This window comes from Pedobacter sp. P26 (assembly GCF_050632135.1).
Classification (GTDB): Bacteria; Bacteroidota; Bacteroidia; order Sphingobacteriales; family Sphingobacteriaceae; genus Pedobacter.
Window position 1 is genome coordinate 5,487,346 of sequence record NZ_CP192574.1, and the last position, 20,246, is coordinate 5,507,591.

At 38.6% G+C, this 20,246-nt stretch carries 15 protein-coding genes; 1 reads left to right on the forward strand and 14 read right to left on the reverse strand.

The genetic code is table 11. The features are described 5' to 3' along the window. Positions 1–25: 25 nt before the first annotated feature. The 11 genes from ACQ86H_RS25425 to ACQ86H_RS25475 form a co-directional block, all read right to left on the reverse strand. Positions 26–766, reverse strand: a complete 741-nt coding sequence (locus ACQ86H_RS25425) for a fasciclin domain-containing protein (protein WP_431292902.1) — start codon at positions 764–766, stop codon at positions 26–28. 16 nt (positions 767–782) lie between these two features. Beyond that, positions 783–2,303, reverse strand: coding sequence for a RagB/SusD family nutrient uptake outer membrane protein (locus ACQ86H_RS25430; protein ID WP_431292903.1), 1,521 nt, complete (start codon positions 2,301–2,303; stop codon positions 783–785). An 11-nt stretch (positions 2,304–2,314) separates the two neighbouring features. Continuing rightward, on the reverse strand, positions 2,315–5,461 hold the full coding sequence (locus ACQ86H_RS25435) for a SusC/RagA family TonB-linked outer membrane protein (protein WP_138819846.1): 3,147 nt from the start codon (positions 5,459–5,461) through the stop codon (positions 2,315–2,317). A gap of 21 nt (positions 5,462–5,482) precedes the next feature. After that, the gene (locus tag ACQ86H_RS25440; protein ID WP_431292904.1) at positions 5,483–6,157 is read right to left on the reverse strand and encodes a DUF5007 domain-containing protein; all 675 of its coding nucleotides are present in this window, start codon (positions 6,155–6,157) and stop codon (positions 5,483–5,485) included. Beyond that, positions 6,154–6,573 (reverse strand): DUF5007 domain-containing protein, encoded by a 420-nt coding sequence (locus tag ACQ86H_RS25445; protein WP_431292905.1) that lies wholly within the window; start codon positions 6,571–6,573, stop codon positions 6,154–6,156. The genes ACQ86H_RS25440 and ACQ86H_RS25445 overlap by 4 nt, the downstream gene beginning before the upstream one ends. Positions 6,574–6,609: 36 nt before the next feature. After that, positions 6,610–7,140 (reverse strand): discoidin domain-containing protein, encoded by a 531-nt coding sequence (locus ACQ86H_RS25450; protein ID WP_431295475.1) that lies wholly within the window; start codon positions 7,138–7,140, stop codon positions 6,610–6,612. Then, positions 7,062–7,718 (reverse strand): hypothetical protein, encoded by a 657-nt coding sequence (locus tag ACQ86H_RS25455; protein WP_431292906.1) that lies wholly within the window; start codon positions 7,716–7,718, stop codon positions 7,062–7,064. Before ACQ86H_RS25455 ends, ACQ86H_RS25450 begins: the two co-directional genes overlap by 79 nt. A gap of 11 nt (positions 7,719–7,729) precedes the next feature. After that, positions 7,730–9,235 carry a RagB/SusD family nutrient uptake outer membrane protein gene (locus ACQ86H_RS25460; RefSeq protein WP_138819842.1) on the reverse strand — a complete coding sequence of 502 codons (1,506 nt, stop codon included), beginning with the start codon at positions 9,233–9,235 and terminating at the stop codon, positions 7,730–7,732. 34 nt (positions 9,236–9,269) lie between these two features. After that, positions 9,270–12,074: a SusC/RagA family TonB-linked outer membrane protein gene (locus tag ACQ86H_RS25465; protein WP_431292907.1), complete on the reverse strand. Its 2,805-nt coding sequence runs from the start codon at positions 12,072–12,074 to the stop codon at positions 9,270–9,272. 730 nt (positions 12,075–12,804) lie between these two features. Continuing rightward, on the reverse strand, positions 12,805–14,340 hold the full coding sequence (locus ACQ86H_RS25470) for a SulP family inorganic anion transporter (protein ID WP_431295476.1): 1,536 nt from the start codon (positions 14,338–14,340) through the stop codon (positions 12,805–12,807). Between the two features lie 300 nt (positions 14,341–14,640). Then, positions 14,641–15,699 (reverse strand): SDR family oxidoreductase, encoded by a 1,059-nt coding sequence (locus ACQ86H_RS25475; RefSeq protein ID WP_246862694.1) that lies wholly within the window; start codon positions 15,697–15,699, stop codon positions 14,641–14,643. Positions 15,700–15,792: 93 nt separating this feature from the next. On the opposite strand from ACQ86H_RS25475, the gene ACQ86H_RS25480 reads away from it, so the two are divergent. Next, a complete protein-coding gene (locus ACQ86H_RS25480) occupies positions 15,793–16,581 on the forward strand; it encodes an AraC family transcriptional regulator (protein WP_431292908.1) in 789 nt (262 codons plus the stop codon). Positions 16,582–16,716: 135 nt separating this feature from the next. On the opposite strand, the gene ACQ86H_RS25485 is transcribed toward ACQ86H_RS25480, so the two are convergent. From ACQ86H_RS25485 to ACQ86H_RS25495, 3 genes are read right to left on the reverse strand one after another with little or no spacing between them, the layout of a single operon-like run. Then, positions 16,717–18,486 carry a CocE/NonD family hydrolase gene (locus ACQ86H_RS25485; RefSeq protein WP_431292909.1) on the reverse strand — a complete coding sequence of 590 codons (1,770 nt, stop codon included), beginning with the start codon at positions 18,484–18,486 and terminating at the stop codon, positions 16,717–16,719. 17 nt (positions 18,487–18,503) lie between these two features. Continuing rightward, positions 18,504–19,196: a LytR/AlgR family response regulator transcription factor gene (locus ACQ86H_RS25490; RefSeq protein WP_431292910.1), complete on the reverse strand. Its 693-nt coding sequence runs from the start codon at positions 19,194–19,196 to the stop codon at positions 18,504–18,506. After that, positions 19,193–20,017 carry a sensor histidine kinase gene (locus ACQ86H_RS25495; protein ID WP_431292911.1) on the reverse strand — a complete coding sequence of 275 codons (825 nt, stop codon included), beginning with the start codon at positions 20,015–20,017 and terminating at the stop codon, positions 19,193–19,195. Before ACQ86H_RS25495 ends, ACQ86H_RS25490 begins: the two co-directional genes overlap by 4 nt. Positions 20,018–20,246: the final 229 nt, after the last annotated feature.

Here is a 20,246-nt window from a genome sequence, read left to right on the forward strand (position 1 = left end):
TTCTTGAGGTAAAACCAGTTATGACTTATTTTGAGGGATCAGAAGGAGCTAAACCGCTAAAATATACATCACTAAAAAAATCACTCTCGTTAAAGCCAAAATAAGCGCCGCCTCTTATGTCATTATAGGCCAAAGTGTGTACAATGCCATTGGTAGGTTTTATATCAGATGATGCCACCTTGTTGATGTACCAATTATCATTAGGTTTTGAAGCATCGGGGATATAAGTTAAGTTTAATTGGCGGTACCCGATATATTTGATATTGTTCGCGGTAGCATAGGTTACTCCAATATTTGAGATATTACCACCAAGAGAATAATACAAACCGCCCGGATAAACACTCTTAACATCAAAATCGATTTGCTGATAATCCTTTAACCTATTCACACCCTTAAACATGTAACGTTGCAGATATCTCCTCCAGATTACCGGACTAATCTGATCCAGCGTTTTAACGGTATCTTTTCCTGCGTAAAAAAGTAGGTTATTTAATCCATCAGTTCTAATTGTCCCGATTGTTTTTTTAATTACCTCATCATCAGGCGCAAAAAAAGTAAAGTCCTCATTTGAAAAGGTACTTTCTAAACCCGCCAGTTTTACAATTTTGGCTATGGTATCAAAAGGTACTTTTTTAGCCTGTAAATATTGAAGCATGTTACCATTAAAGTCAGGATTGGCTAGGCCTCCATCACGATAATATTCATCACGCTTACAAGCATTTAATATCAGCAGTAAAGCAGCACAAGCAAAAATTAGCTTTTTCATATCTCTTTTATTATAATTAATTACCACCATTAACCCAATAATCATTCAGTTTCATGAATGGGTTGTTGTTTAACGCACCCGGGTTTATCGGCCAGGTCCAGGCACCACGACTAAATTTATCGGATGTAAGTACGTTGTAAGAATACTGACTGTTTAAAATTCTCTTCGTCCTAACCAAATCGAAGTAATGATGCCCCTCGCCAATAAGCTCCCTTGAACGTTCGTAAAAGATAAATTCTTTAAGATCTCCATTTGAAGACGTATATGGAGATGCGCCGGCGCGGCCCCTTACCATATTTACCAGTTTTATGGCTTCGGCGTCTTCATCTATATTTGCAAGCGCTTCTGCCGCCAGCAGGAGTTCTCCACCATACCTGAAAATCATAAAGGTATTATCCGGATTGGCATCTTCCTCACCAACAATAAAAGAGTTCTTGGCATATTTTAATAACATGAACTTACCATTGTCGGCAAAAATATCTTCATTAAACCAGGTTGTAATTCTTTTGTCGCTCCCATCCTGAAAAAGTTTCTGCATATATTCGCCCCTGTAATAAGCAAAACTTACGCGGTGTGTATATTCAGGTCTTTTGTATGGGTAATGCAAAAACATGTCGGCAATTGGTGCAACATTCAGTACGGCATCTCCATAATTTATACTTTGATAAAATTCGAATAAGCTTTCATCTGAGCGGCCCTTAATTACTGTAGACCAGTCTGAAATTGGTAATAACCGATAGGCATTACTTGCAACCAATTCTTTACCCAGATCTGCAGTAGCCTGATAATATTTTCTTGCGTTAGCGCCGTCAAAGCCTGCGTTCCACATATTCATCTCCATCATTAAGGCAATGATGCTACCTCTACTTGCCCGAACGCCTTTTAAAGCAGGATCGCTGTAGGTAAATGGAATTTGATTTTTATAACTACTTAAATCGGCAATACATTTATTTAATACGGATACAAAATTTTCGCGGGGTAAGGATGTAGAATGAAATGCATCAGTATAATACACTACATCGCCAAATAACCGTACCATGGTAAAGTAACAAAGTGAGCGAATAAAGGCGGCTTCAGCCTTAAACTGTCCTTTTTCTGTTTCAGAAACACCCGGAACACCCTCATCTAATTTCGCAATCAGGATATTGGCACCTTGAATTGCCCTGTAATAACCGGTCCAGTCTGTTATTCTATCAAAATTATAATAGTCCCAGGGCTGCCCTCTCCTAATCAGGTTTAACAGATCATTTCGACCTAAATACTCCACATATTCACGGGAAGCGGCATTGTCAGACTGGCTTTCGTGTAATACTTCGCCTGATCTGTATTCGCCAACCGCACCAACATAATGCGTTTCATTTATTTTGCTAAAAACAATCCTCGACAAATCATAAATATTGGCAACAACGTCTTCTTTAGTCTGGAAAAAGTTGTTCCCTGTTAGTTTATCTAAAGGCTGTACGTTTAAAAACTTTTTACATGAAGGCAAGCAAAAAGATGCTGCAATAACCAAAGTGTAAATAATAACTTTTTTCATAATCAATATTTTTAGTTGCCTGTATTAAGTTCTAAATTTAAACCAATGTTATAGGTACGTGGCACAGGATAACCGTTAGAAATATCGCGACCTAATGCAGTTACGTTTTCCGGATTAGGGCCACTATACTTAGAAAATGTAATTAAGTTATTAGTGGAACCAAATATCCTTAAATTAGCCAGTCCGAATCTGCTGATCAACTTCTTATCGAACATATAGGAAAGGGTTAAGTTGTTAATTTTCAGATACGTACCACTTTCCTGCCATAAGGTTTGGTCAGCTCTTAATGGTTGGATATTTCCGTAACGGCTAAAATCATAAGGATATGGATATTTAGCCACATCGCCTGGTTTCTGCCAGATATTCAAATCACCTAAAGGTACTACTGCATTTAATGCATAAGGATCTCTCATGATGGCAATACGATCGGCAAGGGCATTATTTAAGATTGTTCTGTCGGCAGTGTAACTGGCATACATATTTAGTCCCCATCTTTTATACCTCATGGTGAATGATAAACCACCTGTTAACAATGGCTGTGAGTTTCCGGTAATTTCGTAATCTCTGCTGTCCAGAATATAATCGCCATTTACATCTTTTAAGATCGGATCTCCCCCGTAAAAGAAGGTATTGTTTGTTTGGTATCTTTTTCCGGTAACCGGATCTACAGGTACATCTGCGTCTGTTTTGTAAACCCCCTGGTTAATTCTTAAATAGTTTGACAGGGTATTTCTGCCTACACGGAAAACATTATGTTGCAGGTAACCGGAATCATCGAAGCGGATATACTGCCCGTTATACTCTTCAGGCAATTTTAACAGCACATCGCGGTTGTAAGCACCGTTTATTGAGAAAGATAAATCGAAATCCTTGCTGGTAATGGCTTTTACATTTAAGCTGATCTCGGTACCATAATTGGCTATACCCAAATCGTTACTCGACAGTTTATTAAAACCTGTAGTATTTGATAAAATACGATCGAACAGTAAATTATCTACTTTTTTAAAATAACTATCCACAACAATCGAGAATCTGTTCAGGAAACCAATGTCAAAACCAAGGTTATACTGACTTGTAGTGGTTGGCTTTAAAGCCGGATTTGGAATTAAATCGTAATTGATACCAATGGTTTGCGTATTGTTGTAATTTCCATTGAGGTTATAAATACCATAAATACTTTGCAGATTACCTGTTGGCACAATATTCTGGCCCCAGGTTAATCTTAAACTACCATAGTCTAACCATTTTTGATCTGTTAACCAGTTTTCTTTGTTGAAATTCCATCTTAAACCTATTGAAGAGTTTTTAGAATATGGATTTTCCAAACCACTTGATGAGGTACCATCTAAACGGTAAGAGAATTCAGCAACATATTTTTTATCATAATCGTAAGATAGCGATCCTGCGAAAGAGGCAATTGTAGCATTTTTATAACTACTTAAAACTCCGCCACCTCTTGAGTAATAACCATCGAAGCCGACTGGCCCCTGGAGCTGATCGTTTGGAATTCTTTCCTGCCGGCTTATTGATGATTGGGAGCCCTGTTTATAAATTTCGTTAAATGTATTGATAAAGAAATTGTGCTTTTCACCTAATGTTTTAGCGTAGGTAATTGCATTTCTATTGTATAACTGGAAATTTCGGCCATTATAATCATAAAGCTTGGCAAATGATCCGTTGGCTGCGGCTGGTGTAAATGTAGTTTCAGTATCTGAGGTATAATCATAACTTAAGGTAGAAGATGCTGCGAAACCTGGTATAAATTCGTAACGGGCATCTATATTTGCTCTTAAATTTCTGGAATTGTTATCGTTTAGCGTTTGCAAAGCAGATAATACCCCGCCAGATGCCTGATAAAAAGACGGAGGTGGCAAAAGTGTTGATGCCTGGCCGTTTTCAGCTACACCCGATTGAAGCAAACCTGCACCGTTACCTTTATTCTGTTTACCTACAGAGCCATTAACGAAACCGAAAAACCTGAATTTATCATTCGGCTTAAACTCCATATTCATGTTTAAATTGTAACGGTTATAACCCGTATTTTTAATTACACCTTTTTCCGCATAATAGCCCATATTGGCTTTGTAATTAAATTTTTGGTCACCGCCATCTAAAGCCAGGTTATGACTTTGGTTAAAGGTGGTTTGATAAAATACATCCTGCCAATCAGTAGAGTTATTATAATACGCATTTAAACTATCGGCAAGAAAAGGTGTATTGCTAATTCCCCTGATCTGATTAATGGTCTCAGCGTTTAAAATAATTTGCTGAATTTTTAATTGGCGTTCTGAATTACCGCCTAATGTTTCGCGTAATTTAGGCGGAGCATTAACGAAAAAGTTCGATACATATTTAATACGCGGCACTTTAGAATTACCTCTTTTTGTGGTGATGATGATTACCCCATAAGCACCTCTTGATCCATACATGGAAGTGGCCTGCGCATCTTTCAGGATCTGGATGTTTTCGATATCCTCCTGAGGGATTAGCGAAAGTGGACTCACCCCGGGGCCTTGCGTTTGAAAACCAAACTCTGCTGCCTTATCTGCATCTAATGGCACACCATCGATAATGTATAATGGCGATGTAGGTTGTAAAAATGAATCGTTACCACTACCCGAAATACTTAAACTTGATAAACCACGAAGCTGTACCGATCCCCTAAAACCAGGGGCACCGGTATTGTTCTGGATATTTAACCCTGGCACCTTACCCTGTAAAAGGGTTTCAATATTTGATACCGGGATATCGGATACATCCTTACCGCTAAGCACCGTTACCGATCCGGCAGTTGTTTCTTTTGGTCTGTTTTGGTAAGCTACAATAATCACATCATTCAGATCTTTACGATCCTCGCTAATGGTTACTGTGATATTGGTTTGATTGGTAATTTTAACCGATGAGGTATTGTACCCTAAAAATTTAAATAAAAGTGTTCCTCCAACAGGCACGTTAACCGAAAACTTTCCATCACCGTTTGTTTGCGTTAAGCCTTTATTTGTGCTTTGCAAAACAACAGATACGCCTGGCACCCCCTGTTTGGTATCTTTATCCAGAACCCTGCCATTTACAATAATATTTTTTTCTTGCGAATAGGCATTCGTACAACAGATTATACATACAATAAGTAATGTATATAAAAGTATATTTCTTTTCATAATATTAGCTTTATTGATCAACTATTCGTTAGCAAATTTTGGGTTCTCGTTTTTGAAATAAAAGACGATTTCCCAGTCGCCAGCCTTATAAATAGCGAAATCGACACCGAAACTGGCCACTGTACGTGCCCCTCCAAAACCAATCCTGGAGTAACTCAACTCTGCTTTTGCCCTTGATCCGCCTTTAGCATAAGATGTAGGGATTTCTACCAATGGAATTGGATAAGCAACATCATACTGAACATATTGATCGGTTTTCTGGATATTGAAACCATGGATCATTTTATCCCAAACTGTTTCATTGAAGAACTTAGGATCGATCGGTAAAGAATCTTTACCCAAAACCACAATACGTAGTGAATGGCCATTACCTCCTGATGTTAATGGACGGATGTAAACAATGGCATCCTTCTTATCATTGTTGCTCACTAAGTTTAAATTAGAAGTAGCACCGATCACATTATTCAGATAAGGACGGATGTAATCCCTCAGTTTTTTGTCTAACGGAAATTTTGGATCAGGGGCAGGCAAACCTGTATAAGCATTAAAATCATTCGATGGTTCGTAAGGGCGTTCTCTGAAAGGTCTGATCTGAAAATCTCTGATCAGGCGCTCGCCACCGGTGTTTTTAACCTTTACATCAAAAAAGCGTGTATCCTGAGCAAAGTTGGTACTATCAGTCGGACGGGGTTTCAATAGCTGGTTGGTTGCTGATGGCTACAAGATAAATTCACCTGATGAACGTATTTCGAATATCGGATGTGTTTCGATTTTTCTTTTTGCCTCAATTTCAGCCAGGCTTTTTCCAAACCCGTATAAGGGGCCGTCCATACGTAAGTTGGCGCCGTTGTAAAAAGATCGTTCACCGGCTTTCCATCCCCAAACCTAACGTTTACAATTTCGAAAGTGATGGGATTGGTCGAGTTATCGCTGTTAAAGCCACCGATAAGATTGGTCCTTCCGATTATTGGCTCCAGAATTTTATTGCTAAAATTTACATTGTTACTGATATAATCTTTCTCATCGGGTAAATCGAAAATCTTTTTACAGCTACTGCAAACGGTTACAGCAAGCAAAAGGAGCGCAAAATATTTATATATGATCGATTTCATCGGGCTATTTATTTTAGTGTTTCTATTTCGCATCACTTATTTCGTTTTGTTTATGGTAAACTCAGCCAACTGGAAGGTTCCACTGTTTCTGAGTTCGGTAATCACAATGCGGTAAAATTTGTAGGCAACCGTATTTGTACACCTAAATACTTTTTGCTGGTATCTTTCTTCAAAGAAGAAATTAGATCTTCTGTCCAATTCTACCCAGTTTGAACCATCCATCGAGCCTTCATAAGTCCATGCTTTTGGATCTCTTTCGTTGGCATCATTTGCAGATGTTAAAGTATATACCGATGAAACCGCAGGTGTTTTAAGTTCAAATCTCATCCATAATTCGCCTTGTAAATCGGCCAGGAATTTAGTGTGATCATCCCCATCAATTACTTTTCTCGAATTTTCTCCACTGGTTATACCGCCGCCATTTTCGCGGTTTGATGAAAATATACCGCCAATTTCGAGATAAAGGTTTGGTGGTGGTGGTACAAAAGTTAACCGGGTAACGAACTCATTGAAGCCAAATACGTGATCGGCACTGATAACATGTACGACACCGTTTTTGGTTTTAATGTTATTTGATGATGTTGTACTGGTTGCCCAGTTGCGAACGAATTTGCTTTTTTGGTATTATCAAAATTAATAACCTCAGGTCCGGCACCAACCTGACCAGAAGCCGATATTTTGGTTACACTCGCATGCATCGGGTAACCAATATGTACACTTTTCAAGTCTAAACCATCCTGAAGTTTTAATGAATCGGTTGTTTTCTTACCTCTGATAATATAGTACAAGGTCATCGTATCCAACTGAACAGCATCAATATTGGCCAAAAAAAGTGGGTCTTTATCAGATAGTTTTCTTAACGTATTTAAGTTACGTAAAGCCAGTTGGAAGCTTGGATTGCTTACTGCAAATAACGTAACATTACTATCGGTTAATGTTTTTTTCAAACCCATCCTGTCAATCGCTACAATAAGCGAATCGAAAACGCCTGGTTTGCTTTTCAAATAATCGTAAGTATTGCCGGCAAAAGTTACATTCTGGTCTGGTGCATCGTAAAATCCTCCATTCTTTTTGCAGGCCGAATTGATGAGCGTAAGCAATGATAAGATTGCCAGTGCGCCTGTGTATTTAATTGAATTTTTCATATCCGTTATCATTAGCGCCAGTAAGCATTTTGGGTTAATAAACTATTTTGAGCAATTAGCTTTCTTGATATTGGCCAGTAAATGCCACCAGAATTAATGAGGTTCATAAATTTGGCGTCGTTCTGTTTGATCTTGTTGTAACGGATCAAATCATACCACCTTGAGCCTTCACCCAACAATTCGCGGTGACGCTCTTCGAAAATTAATTTAATGATGTCATCTATATTTACAGAAAATCCGTCATCATATCTTCTCACCATCACAGAAAGCAGTTCATTTAAAGCGCCCTGTTGGTCGCCCAAAACTGAAAGCGCTTCTGCTCTTAACAATACGATATCTTCTAAGCGGGTAAAAACCAAAGCACTGGTAAAGTACCTGAAGTTTGGATCTGTTCCGCCACCCTGAATTACTTTGATTTTGCTGAAAATGGGGTACTTACCGTTTATGTTGGTAAAATATCTTCCATCGTATTTTGCTTGTCCTAAAGTATCAACCGCAAACCTTTGATCTTTTGCAATATTGAAATATTTTAGAATCGAATCTTTCGGAAGATAAATATCCGGAACTGACTTAGTCATAACCGGTTCAGCTAAAGTTAACTCTTCAATATGCCCAGTAGATGAACCATCCACGTGGCCATAATCGGAGTTAAAACCGAACATCTGCCTGGTGTTTTTATTATAGAAAAACCCGTTGGAATTTGATAAGTCAGCACTTCCTGTAAAACCTCCGGCACTTTTTCCGTAATTATCTTCCACAAATTTGGCATATTTAGAAACGCTGGTATAATCGCCATTCCAGGCTGCCAAATGCGCTAGAACCGCGTATACCGTAACTTTTGTAGCCAAAGCACCGCCCCATCTTCCTGAAGTTTCATTATAATAATCAGTTGGCTGCTGCACATCGCCACCGCTATAAATAAATGGCAGATCAGCTGCTGCTTTTAGCATTTCCTGCTCGGCCCATGCTAAAATCCTGGCCTGGCTTTCGCGGGGTTTATTCGTAAATTTACCTTCGTCTGATGAGGTAATAAATGGTACATCACCCCAGATTCTCACCATGTAGAAATAGGCAAAAGCCCTTAAAAACCTGGCTTGCGCAATATCCACTGTCATGTTATTGCTTGTGTATCGTTTATCTGTTTCTTTTACATGCCCAATATTTTCTAAGAAAACATTAGCACCGTTTACAATAGCGTAAAACCTTGTCCAATCAGATAACGCCTCCATCACAGGATATGCTGCGTTTAAATTATTGCCGATTACAGCCTTTAAATCCTGTCTTTTCGGACTTAAAAACTCTCCGGTTCTTACATCACCATAAATCCAGTGACCGTTATTATCTGATAAGGCAGCCCGTGTTAAAGCATAAACCCCCAAAATTCCCGACCGGGCATCCTCTACTGTATTCCAGGCATTTTTTTCGCCTACAACCCTGGTAGAATCGGTTTCTAAAGCTTTATTACAGCTCGAAAAGGCAATTATAGAAACCAGAAGTATGTATAATATATTTTTCATCTTACCTGATGTTTTGTTAGTTCTTGTTTTCATCTTATAGCTCCATTTTAACACCCAGTGTATACGTTCTCGGAATGGGTTGGCCATAACCTGTATCCACGCCATCGTAGCTAACTAGCTCGGGATCCTGACCGGTGTAAGGCGTGATGGTGAAAATATTACTCACGGCACCGTATACGAAGAATTTGTTGATTTTGATGTTCTTCTTACTAAGCAGATTACCCAGTTCGTAACCCAATGAAACCTGTCTTAATTTTAAGAATGAAGCATTCTCTAAAAAGAGATCCTGATCTGCACGGTATGGGATTACCGTACTCCAGGGATTGTAAAGCGGATATTTTGAGTAATCGCCACGTTTCTCCCAGAAGGTAATTTCTTTAACAGAACTGATATCGGTATTACCTTCGCGGTTAACAAAATCAAAATGGTTAGCCATCTCCTGGTTGATTAGCTTTCTGCCTAAATTAAAGTAGAAACTTGTAGCCAGACTCCAATTGCCATATCTAAAATTGTTATCGAAACCACCTGCAAGGGTCGGTAATGAATGACCTTTTAATACTTTATCGTTATCATCAATAGTATTATCTCCATTTTGATCTTTCCAACGTGGATCGCCGGCCTTTAAAACAATCCCCTTATATTTTAATTTTTGTCCGTTAACCGCTGGCACATCAGCATCTGCAGTGTAAATACCATTATTCTCCAATAACCAATATTGATCTACGGGCTGGCCAACTTTTAAAAATCTGTTACCTACTACCAACTGATCCAGTCCTCTTGGCAATGCTTTCAATTCGTTAGCATTGTGATTAAAGTTTAAGGCCGAATTCCATGAAAATTTACTTTTTGCGATGATTTGAGCACTCACGGTGAAATCGATACCCGTGTTGTTAACAGACATTCCGCTTTCGATAGATTGTTTATAACCATATTCGGCATAAGCAGGGATGCCAATTAATTGATTTTTGTCGGTTTTGCTGTAAAGGTCAACAGAAACGTGAAGACGGTTTTTCAACATCGCCACATCAGCACCAACATTAAGTTGATCTGAGTACGACCAAGGCACACCATAACCTACCCAACCAAATTGATAAGGACGTGTTAAAACACCGAATGCATTATATCCAGGTACTGTTAAGTTACCAGTATAACCAACTGAAGCTGTATATTGTGGACCCTGCGTATAATTATCGTAACTAAAGGTACGCCCCATTCTACCAGCACTTGCACGCAATACCAAATCATCAACCAAGCTGTTATCTTTCAAAAATTCATTTTTGATATTCCAGGCAGCAGAAATAGTTGGCGAATAAAACCAACGGCTTGTTGGTTGTGCGTTTGAAGAGCCATCTAAACGTAATACGGCTGATAAGAAGTATTTATCGCTAAATGAGTAATCAGCTTTTCCATAGAAAGACAATAAGTTATCTTCCGTTTTATCTAAAAACCGATAAGTTAATTCTCTTGGAAAGGCAACTGGTGTTAAATAACCTGGGTTATCCTTACCATCGTCATTTTTAGGTTTAGAGTCCAGCAAATTGATTTTAATATAATCATTAACACCTTTATAAGCGTAGGCGTTACTGTATTTATAAATATCCCATTGCATGGATTGCCCTAAGGCAAAATGAAAATCGTGAACCTTATCCAGGTTTAAATCGTAAGTTACTTTGTTATCCATCATTAATCTCTGGCTAAAGCCATAATAATTGGATGCATAACTGTTTCCCTGCAAAAGCGTTCTGGCATAAAAAACATCTCTATACCCCTCACTGTAATCAGCATTAAAAGATGATACCACCTTAAACTGACCAAAAATTCCTTCTAATTTGGCATAACCCTGAATAGAGTTTGTTTTGTTATCATCAAAACCTTTCTTATATTCTTGCAGGTATGAACCATAGAAATCTTTATTTGGAGGCAGAGGCGCACTTAAATCAGGAAAATAATTAAGTTGTGCAAACCGGTCGCGCAAGGTTTTATTTCTGTCGCGGTTTAAGCGGTTCGCATTAATCATAGTCGAAAACAACAACCATTTGGTTGGCTTCATATTGATATTGAAAGTGGCGCTATAACGGTCGATACCCGTTTGATCTGCTACACCTTCACTTTTGGTATTACCCAATGCAAACCTAAAGTTCGCCCTGTCAGTACCGCCGGCAAGTGAGAAATTAATACCATATACCAGTGCATTTTTATAGTATAGATCTGTCCAGTCTGATTTTCCACTGTACACATTATTTAGCGAATCGCTTAAATATACCGGATACTCTTCATCATCAGAATATCTGCCATTTGTGGTATATACATCATAAAAGCGCTGTCTGAAATCATTTTCATATTTACCATTGATGGTATTTACAAATGGTTTTTGCACCATGCCGATATACGAATTGAAAGATATCGCGCGGTATTTACCAACTGCTGTTTTTGAGGTTAAAACAATTACCCCGTTAACACCTCTTGGCCCGTAAACAGAAGTGGAACCTAAATCTTTAAGCACTTCTACCGATGCAATATTATTCATATCAATACCAGTCAATAAATTAGTTGCAGGACCGATTCTGTTAAAATCGAATTGCTGTATATCAAAAGCGAAAGGATGCTCCCGTACCAACGGGATTCCATCTAGAACCACCAGAGGTTGAGCATCGTACAAATCCTTTTTAGATAATAGCGGCATTGCAGCTCCCCTAATAAACATGTTCTGAATAGAACCTGGTTCGCCTGAGGGTTCCTGAATATACAGACCAGCAAAATTGCCCTTTAAATTTTGCTGTAATGAAATTGCAGGGAAGAGCGATAAATCTCTGGTGTCTTTTTGTACACCACCAGACAATTTGTTGTAAAGTGTTTTTTCCTGATCTGTTCAAGACTATCTTTTCGCAAAGAATCTTTAGTTGATACGATCTTAATTTTCGTCGTATCCTGAAGGATCAAATAATTAATTGTTAGGCCTTTATGATTTTTTTGCCCGCCGAAAAAACGGGTAAAACGTTTAACGTAAACGCGGCAAAAAAACAAGGCACGCCCATAAGTATCGCATAGTTAATGGATCTTTTAATTGGTAAAAAAATGATTTCTAGAACTTATTTTTTCGGAAACGGCAAGACACGTCTTAGGTTAAAAGAACAGGTACTTTGGTAGTAATAGTTAGGGATTCTCATAAAATTTAGTATTTGGTTAACTCAAATATATAATATACTAAAACGTTTTAATAACGAATTGTCATTTTTATGAAATTTTTATAAAACAGCGCAATAATATTTAATTCTATTAAAATAATTGTCAAGCAGACAGGTAAAAAATAAATATTATTAAAATAATTTGAAAAATTAACATCCTATAAAACAGTAGATAAGGATGTTTTTTACAAATAATTACAATAATCAGAACAATTTTTAGGTTACAATTTTTTAAAATGCTTAAACGTTTTAGTAAAAATTAATATGCAGAGTATGTATTACCATTAAATTGCCGGCAATAGTTTAGTTCTGAATAGCTACTACCCAATTATCCCTTAAAATCAGTTAACTGCAAGTGTATTGTAAAAGAAAGGTTAACTTAATTTATCTTTCAGTAGCTATCCGATAGGTAGGATCTTCAATAATGTTTACTGCGATAATCTGATCAGCATTTTTCAGCAAGCGCTTACAGTCGTTACTCAGATGTTTTAATTGAAGTTTCTTATCCACTAAACGATAACGTTCGGTTAGTTTATTCAGCGCATCAATGCCCGACATATCAAAAACACGGCTGTGCTTAAAATCAATAATGATATGCTGCGGATCGTGTGCCACATCAAACAGTTCATTAAAACTAGCAATTGATCCAAAAAACAGGGGCCCGAATATTTCGTAAGTTTTCACACCATTGGCATCGATATGTTTACTGGCACGTATTCTTTTAGAACTCTCCCAGGCGAAAACAAGTGCTGAAATAATTACACCTATTAATACCGCAAGTGCCAGGTTATGCAGCCAAATGGTGATAACAGCCACCAGGATGCCAATGATAATATCATGCACAGGCATTTTATTAATCACTTTAAAGCTCATCCATTCAAAAGTGCCAATGGCTACCATCATCATTACACCAACCAGCGCGGCCATAGGTACACGATCGATCACCGGAGCACCTATCAAGATGATAACGAGTATAGTTAAGGCCGCAACAATGCCTGATAACCTGGCCCTGGCACCTGCCGAGAGGTTAACCAGTGTTTGGGCAATCATCGGACAGCCACCCATCCCCGTAAAAAAGCCGTTTGTAATATTGGCAATTCCTTGTGCAATACTTTCCCTGTTCCCATTGCCTTTAGTTTCTGTAATTTCATCAACCAGGTTCAACGTAAGCAGGCCCTCTGTTAAGCCCACACCAGCCATAATGAGTGAATAGGGAAAAATGATCTTGAGCATATCCAGATTAAGCGGAACTTTCGGAATATGAAAGGGCGGAAAACCACCATTTACTGAAGCAATATCTTTAACCAGTTTGGTATCAATCCTAAAACATAAGACAACAAGAAAAACCACAATAATAGCCACCAGTGAGGATGGAATGGCTTTGGTTATTTTAGGGAGAATGATCACTATTGCAACAGTGAGTAATACCAAAGCCAACATGATATATAAAGGCACACCACTCAACCATTCTACTCTGCCGTTAACAAGGGTTTTGAACTGTTCTAACTGCGACATAAATATAATAACCGCCAAGCCGTTAACAAAACCGAACATTACGGGCTGCGGAACCAGCCTGACAAATTTCCCAAGTTTAAACAGCCCTGCTATAATCTGGATTACGCCTGCTAAAGCCACTGCCGCAAAAACATACTCTATACCCTGTGTTTTCATTAAAGCGATAAGCACAATTACTGTTGCACCTGCCCCACCCGAAACCAAGCCTGGCCTGCCACCTAAAACAGCCGTAACCAGGCCCATAATAAAAGCAGCGTACAAACCTGTTAAGGGAGGAAAACCCGCAAGGATAGCAAATGATAACGATTCGGGGATCATGGTCATGGCCACCGTTAAACCTGCAAGAATTTCAGTTCTGTAATTTATTTTCTTTGAAAAATCGAATAGTTGCAGGTAAGGCTTCATCATTAAAATTATTAGTAGCTGCAAATATCTAAATTATGAGAACATTAGTTCTATATAGATTCTTCAAATTGCAATTCATGTCAAAAGCATCACAATATCTAGTAGGTAATGAATGTAAGATGGATCTAATCCGAAGTCGGGGGCCGGGCCTATCGTGCAAAAGAAACATACCTTAGTGCTTAATGATGGGAACGTAAGTTGGATGTTGGAATTGATTCTGCATTTATCTTCTGGATCTGCGGAATAAATAATTAAAAACGAATTGCAAATCCTGGTCAATATTAACTCCAGGCAAGAAAACTAATTCGGGATAACTTTTTTACGTTTAAGTTCGTCAAACAGATTAAAAAACATTTTTTTAGTATCAACGTACTCGTGGAAGCCCAATCGCCTTGCTTTGGTACCATCCGAGAAAAAATCGTAATCCCAGGAAAAAACAAAGTCGCCAAAGGCCCATGAAGATACGTCTTCATAACTATGTTTGGCTAGGTTATGTTTTTCTTGCATCTGTGTCCATAAAGCCGATTTATCGGCCATTACGGTTTGCAAAGGCATTTGAAGTGGAGGTGCAGCATCCATTTTAAAATATGCTGCGATTTTAGGCCAAAGATCATTCCAGCGGACCAAATCACCATTGGTTATATTAAAAGCTTGATTGGCACATGCCGGGCTTGTAGCCGCCCATACCGTTGCTTTTGCCAATAATCCAGCGTCTGTAATATCTAAAAGCTTATCATAAGCCCCTAATTTGCCAGGGAAACGCAAAGGCAAACCCAGTTCTTTCGATATGGATGCATAAACTGCAATTACAGAAACCAAATTCATCGGATTTCCCAATGCAGTACCTGCAACTACAGATGGCCGAAGAGAAGACCAATTCCATTTTTTACCTTTTTGCTGTGCCTCAAGAAACTGTTGCTGATTTACATTAAATTCCGGAGGCATGTGTCCACCGTCGCTTTCTTTTGCCGGTGTTTTAAAAGGACCGTAATGCGCCCCGTATACTTTATAGCCTTGCATTAAACTGATGTGCTGTAAGTCTTTTGCAATACCTTCAATGGCATTAACCACGTTTACAAGCATCGCCAAATTAGGCGCAACCAGCTCCACCCATGTAGGTTTATCTTGATAAGCGGCATAAAAAATATGTGTTACCATAGTTAAAGGGCTCAATTGTTTCTTACTGTCCTCTGGGTCGAGCAGGTTTACAGAAATGTACCTGGTTTTATCCGTATCGAGCCCACCCCGACGCGATAAACCGATAATATCCCAATCGCCAAGATTTTCTAAATGGCTGATTAAATTACTGCCAATTACGCCATTTGAACCCACAACTAATGCTGTTTTACTGTTATTCATCTCTTTTGATTTAAATTGATTCATGTAAAGCAAAGATCCTGACAAACTAAAGCTATGTTTTTGTAAAATAGTATGATAGATTTGTATAAATCTATGATGAAGCGATACGTCCAATTTCAACCAATTGTTATTTCAGAATTTGAAGTAAGCAAATGGCAGCACCCTGTACACCGGCACAATCATTACGAACTCATATACATTAAAAATGGATCTGGCCATCATATCATTAACGAAATCCCAATTGTTTACAAAGGAGGGAATCTCTTCTTAATTGGTCCGGATGATGACCATCGTTTTGAAATTGATGAAAAAACACATTTCATTTACATCAAGTTTACTGATATATACATCCATCAAAAAGAGATTGGTTCAACAGGCTTACAGTACTTAGAATACCTGATCAAAAGCCGGGAAACACATTTTCTAAGTTTTAACTTTACGGCAAACGATCATTTGATTGTTGAAAAAATCATTGCGCTCATCCTGTCACTCAACATAAACATGTTGCAAAATGAAGCTTTAATCTGGACACAGATCTTAATGCTTTCCACTATTATGCAACGCAATATGCCCGAAATTAAAAGCTGCGCACAACGATCAAAAGACATTCAAGCCATTTTCTGTTACCTGCACAAATATATTTACCAGCCTAAAAATTTAAAGGCGAATGTAATGGCAACACATTTTAATCTTTCAGAAGACTATATAGGACCATATTTTAAAAGAAATACAGGGATAACCTTACGCCAGTATATCCACAATTATCGTCAGCATTTAATTCAACAGCGAATAGAAAGCGGAAGATTTGGATTGAAACAAATTGCCGTAGAATTTGGCCTTGTTGATGAAAGCCACGTGAGTAAACTGTTGCGAAAAGTCTGAAGCCCGGAGCAAAAGCATGGAAAATGTAAGATGGGTGATGGAGTTGATTCTGAGCTCATATTCTAAATCTGCGGACAAATGAATATTTATAAACGAATTGTAAATCCAGGCCCGCTAAATGCATATCCTGATCAATTAGCGGTTGTATTTATCTAAATAAAATTTTGCATCAACCGACAAACCTAACTCAATAAAACTCTGTGTAGACCATTTAATTTTGAGTGGAGTACCTGCATCTTTTACAGTTTCTTTACTCACATCCTTACCCGTTCCATAATTGATCTGCGCAAAAGGATTTTTATTAATATTGAGCACCAAAAGTAACCTGCTACCTTTTTGAAGCTGCTTACTAAAAACCCTCGACCTATAAAAAGGTATGGTTTCTAATTTGCCAGGCCTGAGTAATTTCCTTTTACTCATGTCGTGTGCATAGCTTGCTCTTCCTAAATAATAAGAAAGCTGGAAATATTCGCCAGAGGGAGTAACTTCATACAGGACCAGGCCTACATCCATATCCTTTTTGTTGATGATGGCTTTAAGCTGTCCCTCTGGTGCACCTGATACCGAAATGGCTTGATTAAATGGCTTCGTGATAAAAAACAGTCCATTGGATCTGTCGATTTCTTTTTTGATGATCGGATCAGGATAATAATCGTTGTAGAACTCGTTTCTATCGGCCAGATCAATGTGCTGGTGCATGAAAATTTCTTTGGCTGGCTTTTGCTCCGATAGCATCAGCCCGTTTTCCGCACTGTCCAGATAAAAGCGGATGTGGTAATCCTCCATCTTTACCAATGAAGAAACATGCTTCCACTTACTTGCGCTCATTACCTCATAATTGATCTTATCTTTTAACAGTGCAGGTTTCTTTCCGCCCTTAAGAATATAATCAAGCCATTGGAAAGTGATTTCGCGGGTATTGATCAGTGCTATTGAGTCTACCTCATAATCTCTCAGCCTGGCTACTCCACCTATCTGCGATCCAAAATGATCATAAGGGCCTATAATTAAATAATGTTCGGCTGATGGATTATACTTGTAATGTTCGCGGAGGTACTCTAATGCTGAAATTTGCCCATCGTCGTAATAACCAGTAATACTGAGCACTGGAATATTAATGTGTTTAAAATCTTTACCATAAGGCACCATCGACTGCCAGTAGGCATCGTAATCGGGGTGATTAAGCCATTTCTGCAACAATGGATTTGGTGTGCCATCAATGCTGTCGATCTTATTGTAAGCGGCCCCACTTTCCCACCAGTTATTCCGCATCCTGCGCCAACGGGCATTATCTTTATTCACAGCATCATCCGTGTATTTGTTATTGGTGATGTAAAATGCCCACTGATAATTGGCTGCTAAAAAAACATTATTTTCCATGGGCAAGCCAAGCCCTGGAATAGCCGCTACATAGGGTACAATGGTTTTAAGTGCCGGATGCAGGTATTTGGCCGCTGCCCATTGCGCAAAGCCTGAATAACTTCCACCATACATCCCTACCCTACCATTACTCCATGATTGTTGGATGATCCAATCAATAACCGCATTTACATCTTTGGTTTCATATTCGTAAGGCACCGGTATATCGGGGCTGAGCCGTTTTCCTCTTGCATCGGCAACAATACCAACATAACCATGATCGGCTGCATATTTGGCTTCCACCAAACTTCTATTGGTATTGGAGTAGATAAAATAGAACAATGCGGCTGGCAATTTCTGCTGCACACCTTTTTTCCTCACCACTACGGCAGATAAACTAATGCCGTATTTTGTTTTAATCATCACACTATCGTTAATGATGTAATTATTGCTATCGGGTAAGGTTAGTTTTTGTTGTGCAAAAGTTTCTATGCCCATTATGAGGCATAGCACAGCCACACCCAGTTTTACTAAGTTTATTTTCATGATCAAAAAATTATAGTTTATGTTTTAATGAGGCTCCTTAATTTAACAGCCCTCCGTTCTGATATCCTGATTAAATTTCCCGTCTTAAGCTCTACAAACATCCCCTCATCATCTTTTCTTATTGAACTGATGTAGTCGAGGTTAAATAATATACTTCTGCTGGCTCTAAAAAACCTTTCACAATCGGGGTTTTCTTCGAGTTTGTTTAAGGAGGTTTTGAGCAATACCTGCTCCTTGCCGAAAAAGAGTCGCGCATAATTCTCTACCGACTCGATCAAATGCACGTCTTTCCACTTTATGAGATGATATTTGCCCTTGCCTTTCACAAAAATAGCTGTTCCATCATCTATACTGATCTTTTCTATGGCTTTATCAATTGCACTTTTAAAGCGTTCATCACGTACAGGTTTCATCAGGTAATCCATAGCGCTTACTTCAAAAGCCTGCACAGCATAACTGTCGAAAGCCGTTACAAAAATCACCTGTGGCAGATATACCAGATTTTCTAACAGATCGAAACCCGAAGGACCAGGCATCTGTATATCCAGAAAAATCAGCTCGGGTTTTAAAAGTCCAATAAGCTGTTCGGCTTCATCAGCATTCGCAGCCTCACCCAATACTCTAATCTGCGGATAGCTTTTTAACATCCTCATCAGCTCCTGCCTTGCCCCACGTTCATCGTCGATGATTAGCGTCTTAATGTTTCTCATCTGATCGGAATTTTAATTTCGGAACAAACCTTTTGATCTATTTCATACAGGCTGAAAGATGCAGAGTGGTCGTAATTGAGATCGAGCCTTTCTTTCAGGTTATGAAGTCCGATTCCTGTAGTTGTTTTATCCTGTTCCAATTTGCCGGGATTTAAAACACGGATATTAACAAATCCTTCATGTTCATTAATTATTACTTCAATCTTTCCACCTTGCTTTTCTAAGGCAACTCCATGTTTTACCGCATTTTCTACCAATGTTTGAATACAAAGACGTGGCACCATCAACCCGGAAAGCGAAATATCCATATCCAAATCGTAAGTTAATCTTTCTTCCATTCTCAAACCTTCAAGCTCCAGGTAATCTCTAACCAGCTCTACTTCTTCATTTAACCTAATGAGCATGGCACTACCCTTATATAATCCGCTGCGTAACAGTTCGCTTAACAGATCAATTGCCCTACCTGCAGCATCGGGGCGGGTATATACCAAAGATTTTATATTATTGAGTGCATTGAATAGAAAATGGGGGTTTAACTGAGCAGAAAGATTGTCCAACTGCGATTGTTTAAAGCTAAGCTCCAGTCTGGCATTTTCTACCGATAACCTGATTTCTCTTTTTGCGTAATGGTAAAGATGATAGGCCAAAAGCCATATAGCCATTAAGCGGATGCCAGCAACGAAAATACCAGTAGCATGTACACTAAAAAAATCGGTAAACGACTGGGGTGGATGGCTCAGAAATAACAGCCTCACCAGGTATAACTTACCAATGGTAACCAGCAGATAAAAAATACCCATCGCCGGAATAACAATTAACATTCGCCAGATCAGTTTCTCGAGTGAAAGATTCTGCCAACGGTTTTGTTTGCAAAATTACGGTATAAATGGGTAATCAAAATGTATATTACCACATCCGAAACAAACTGCACAACAGCCAGATCGAATCTAAAATTACCTGAAGCAGACCAACCTTGGAATGTCCAATACAAAGCCGCTACCGACCAACCAATTAGCTGGCATTTCCAATAAAGCGATATGTAGGGTTTCT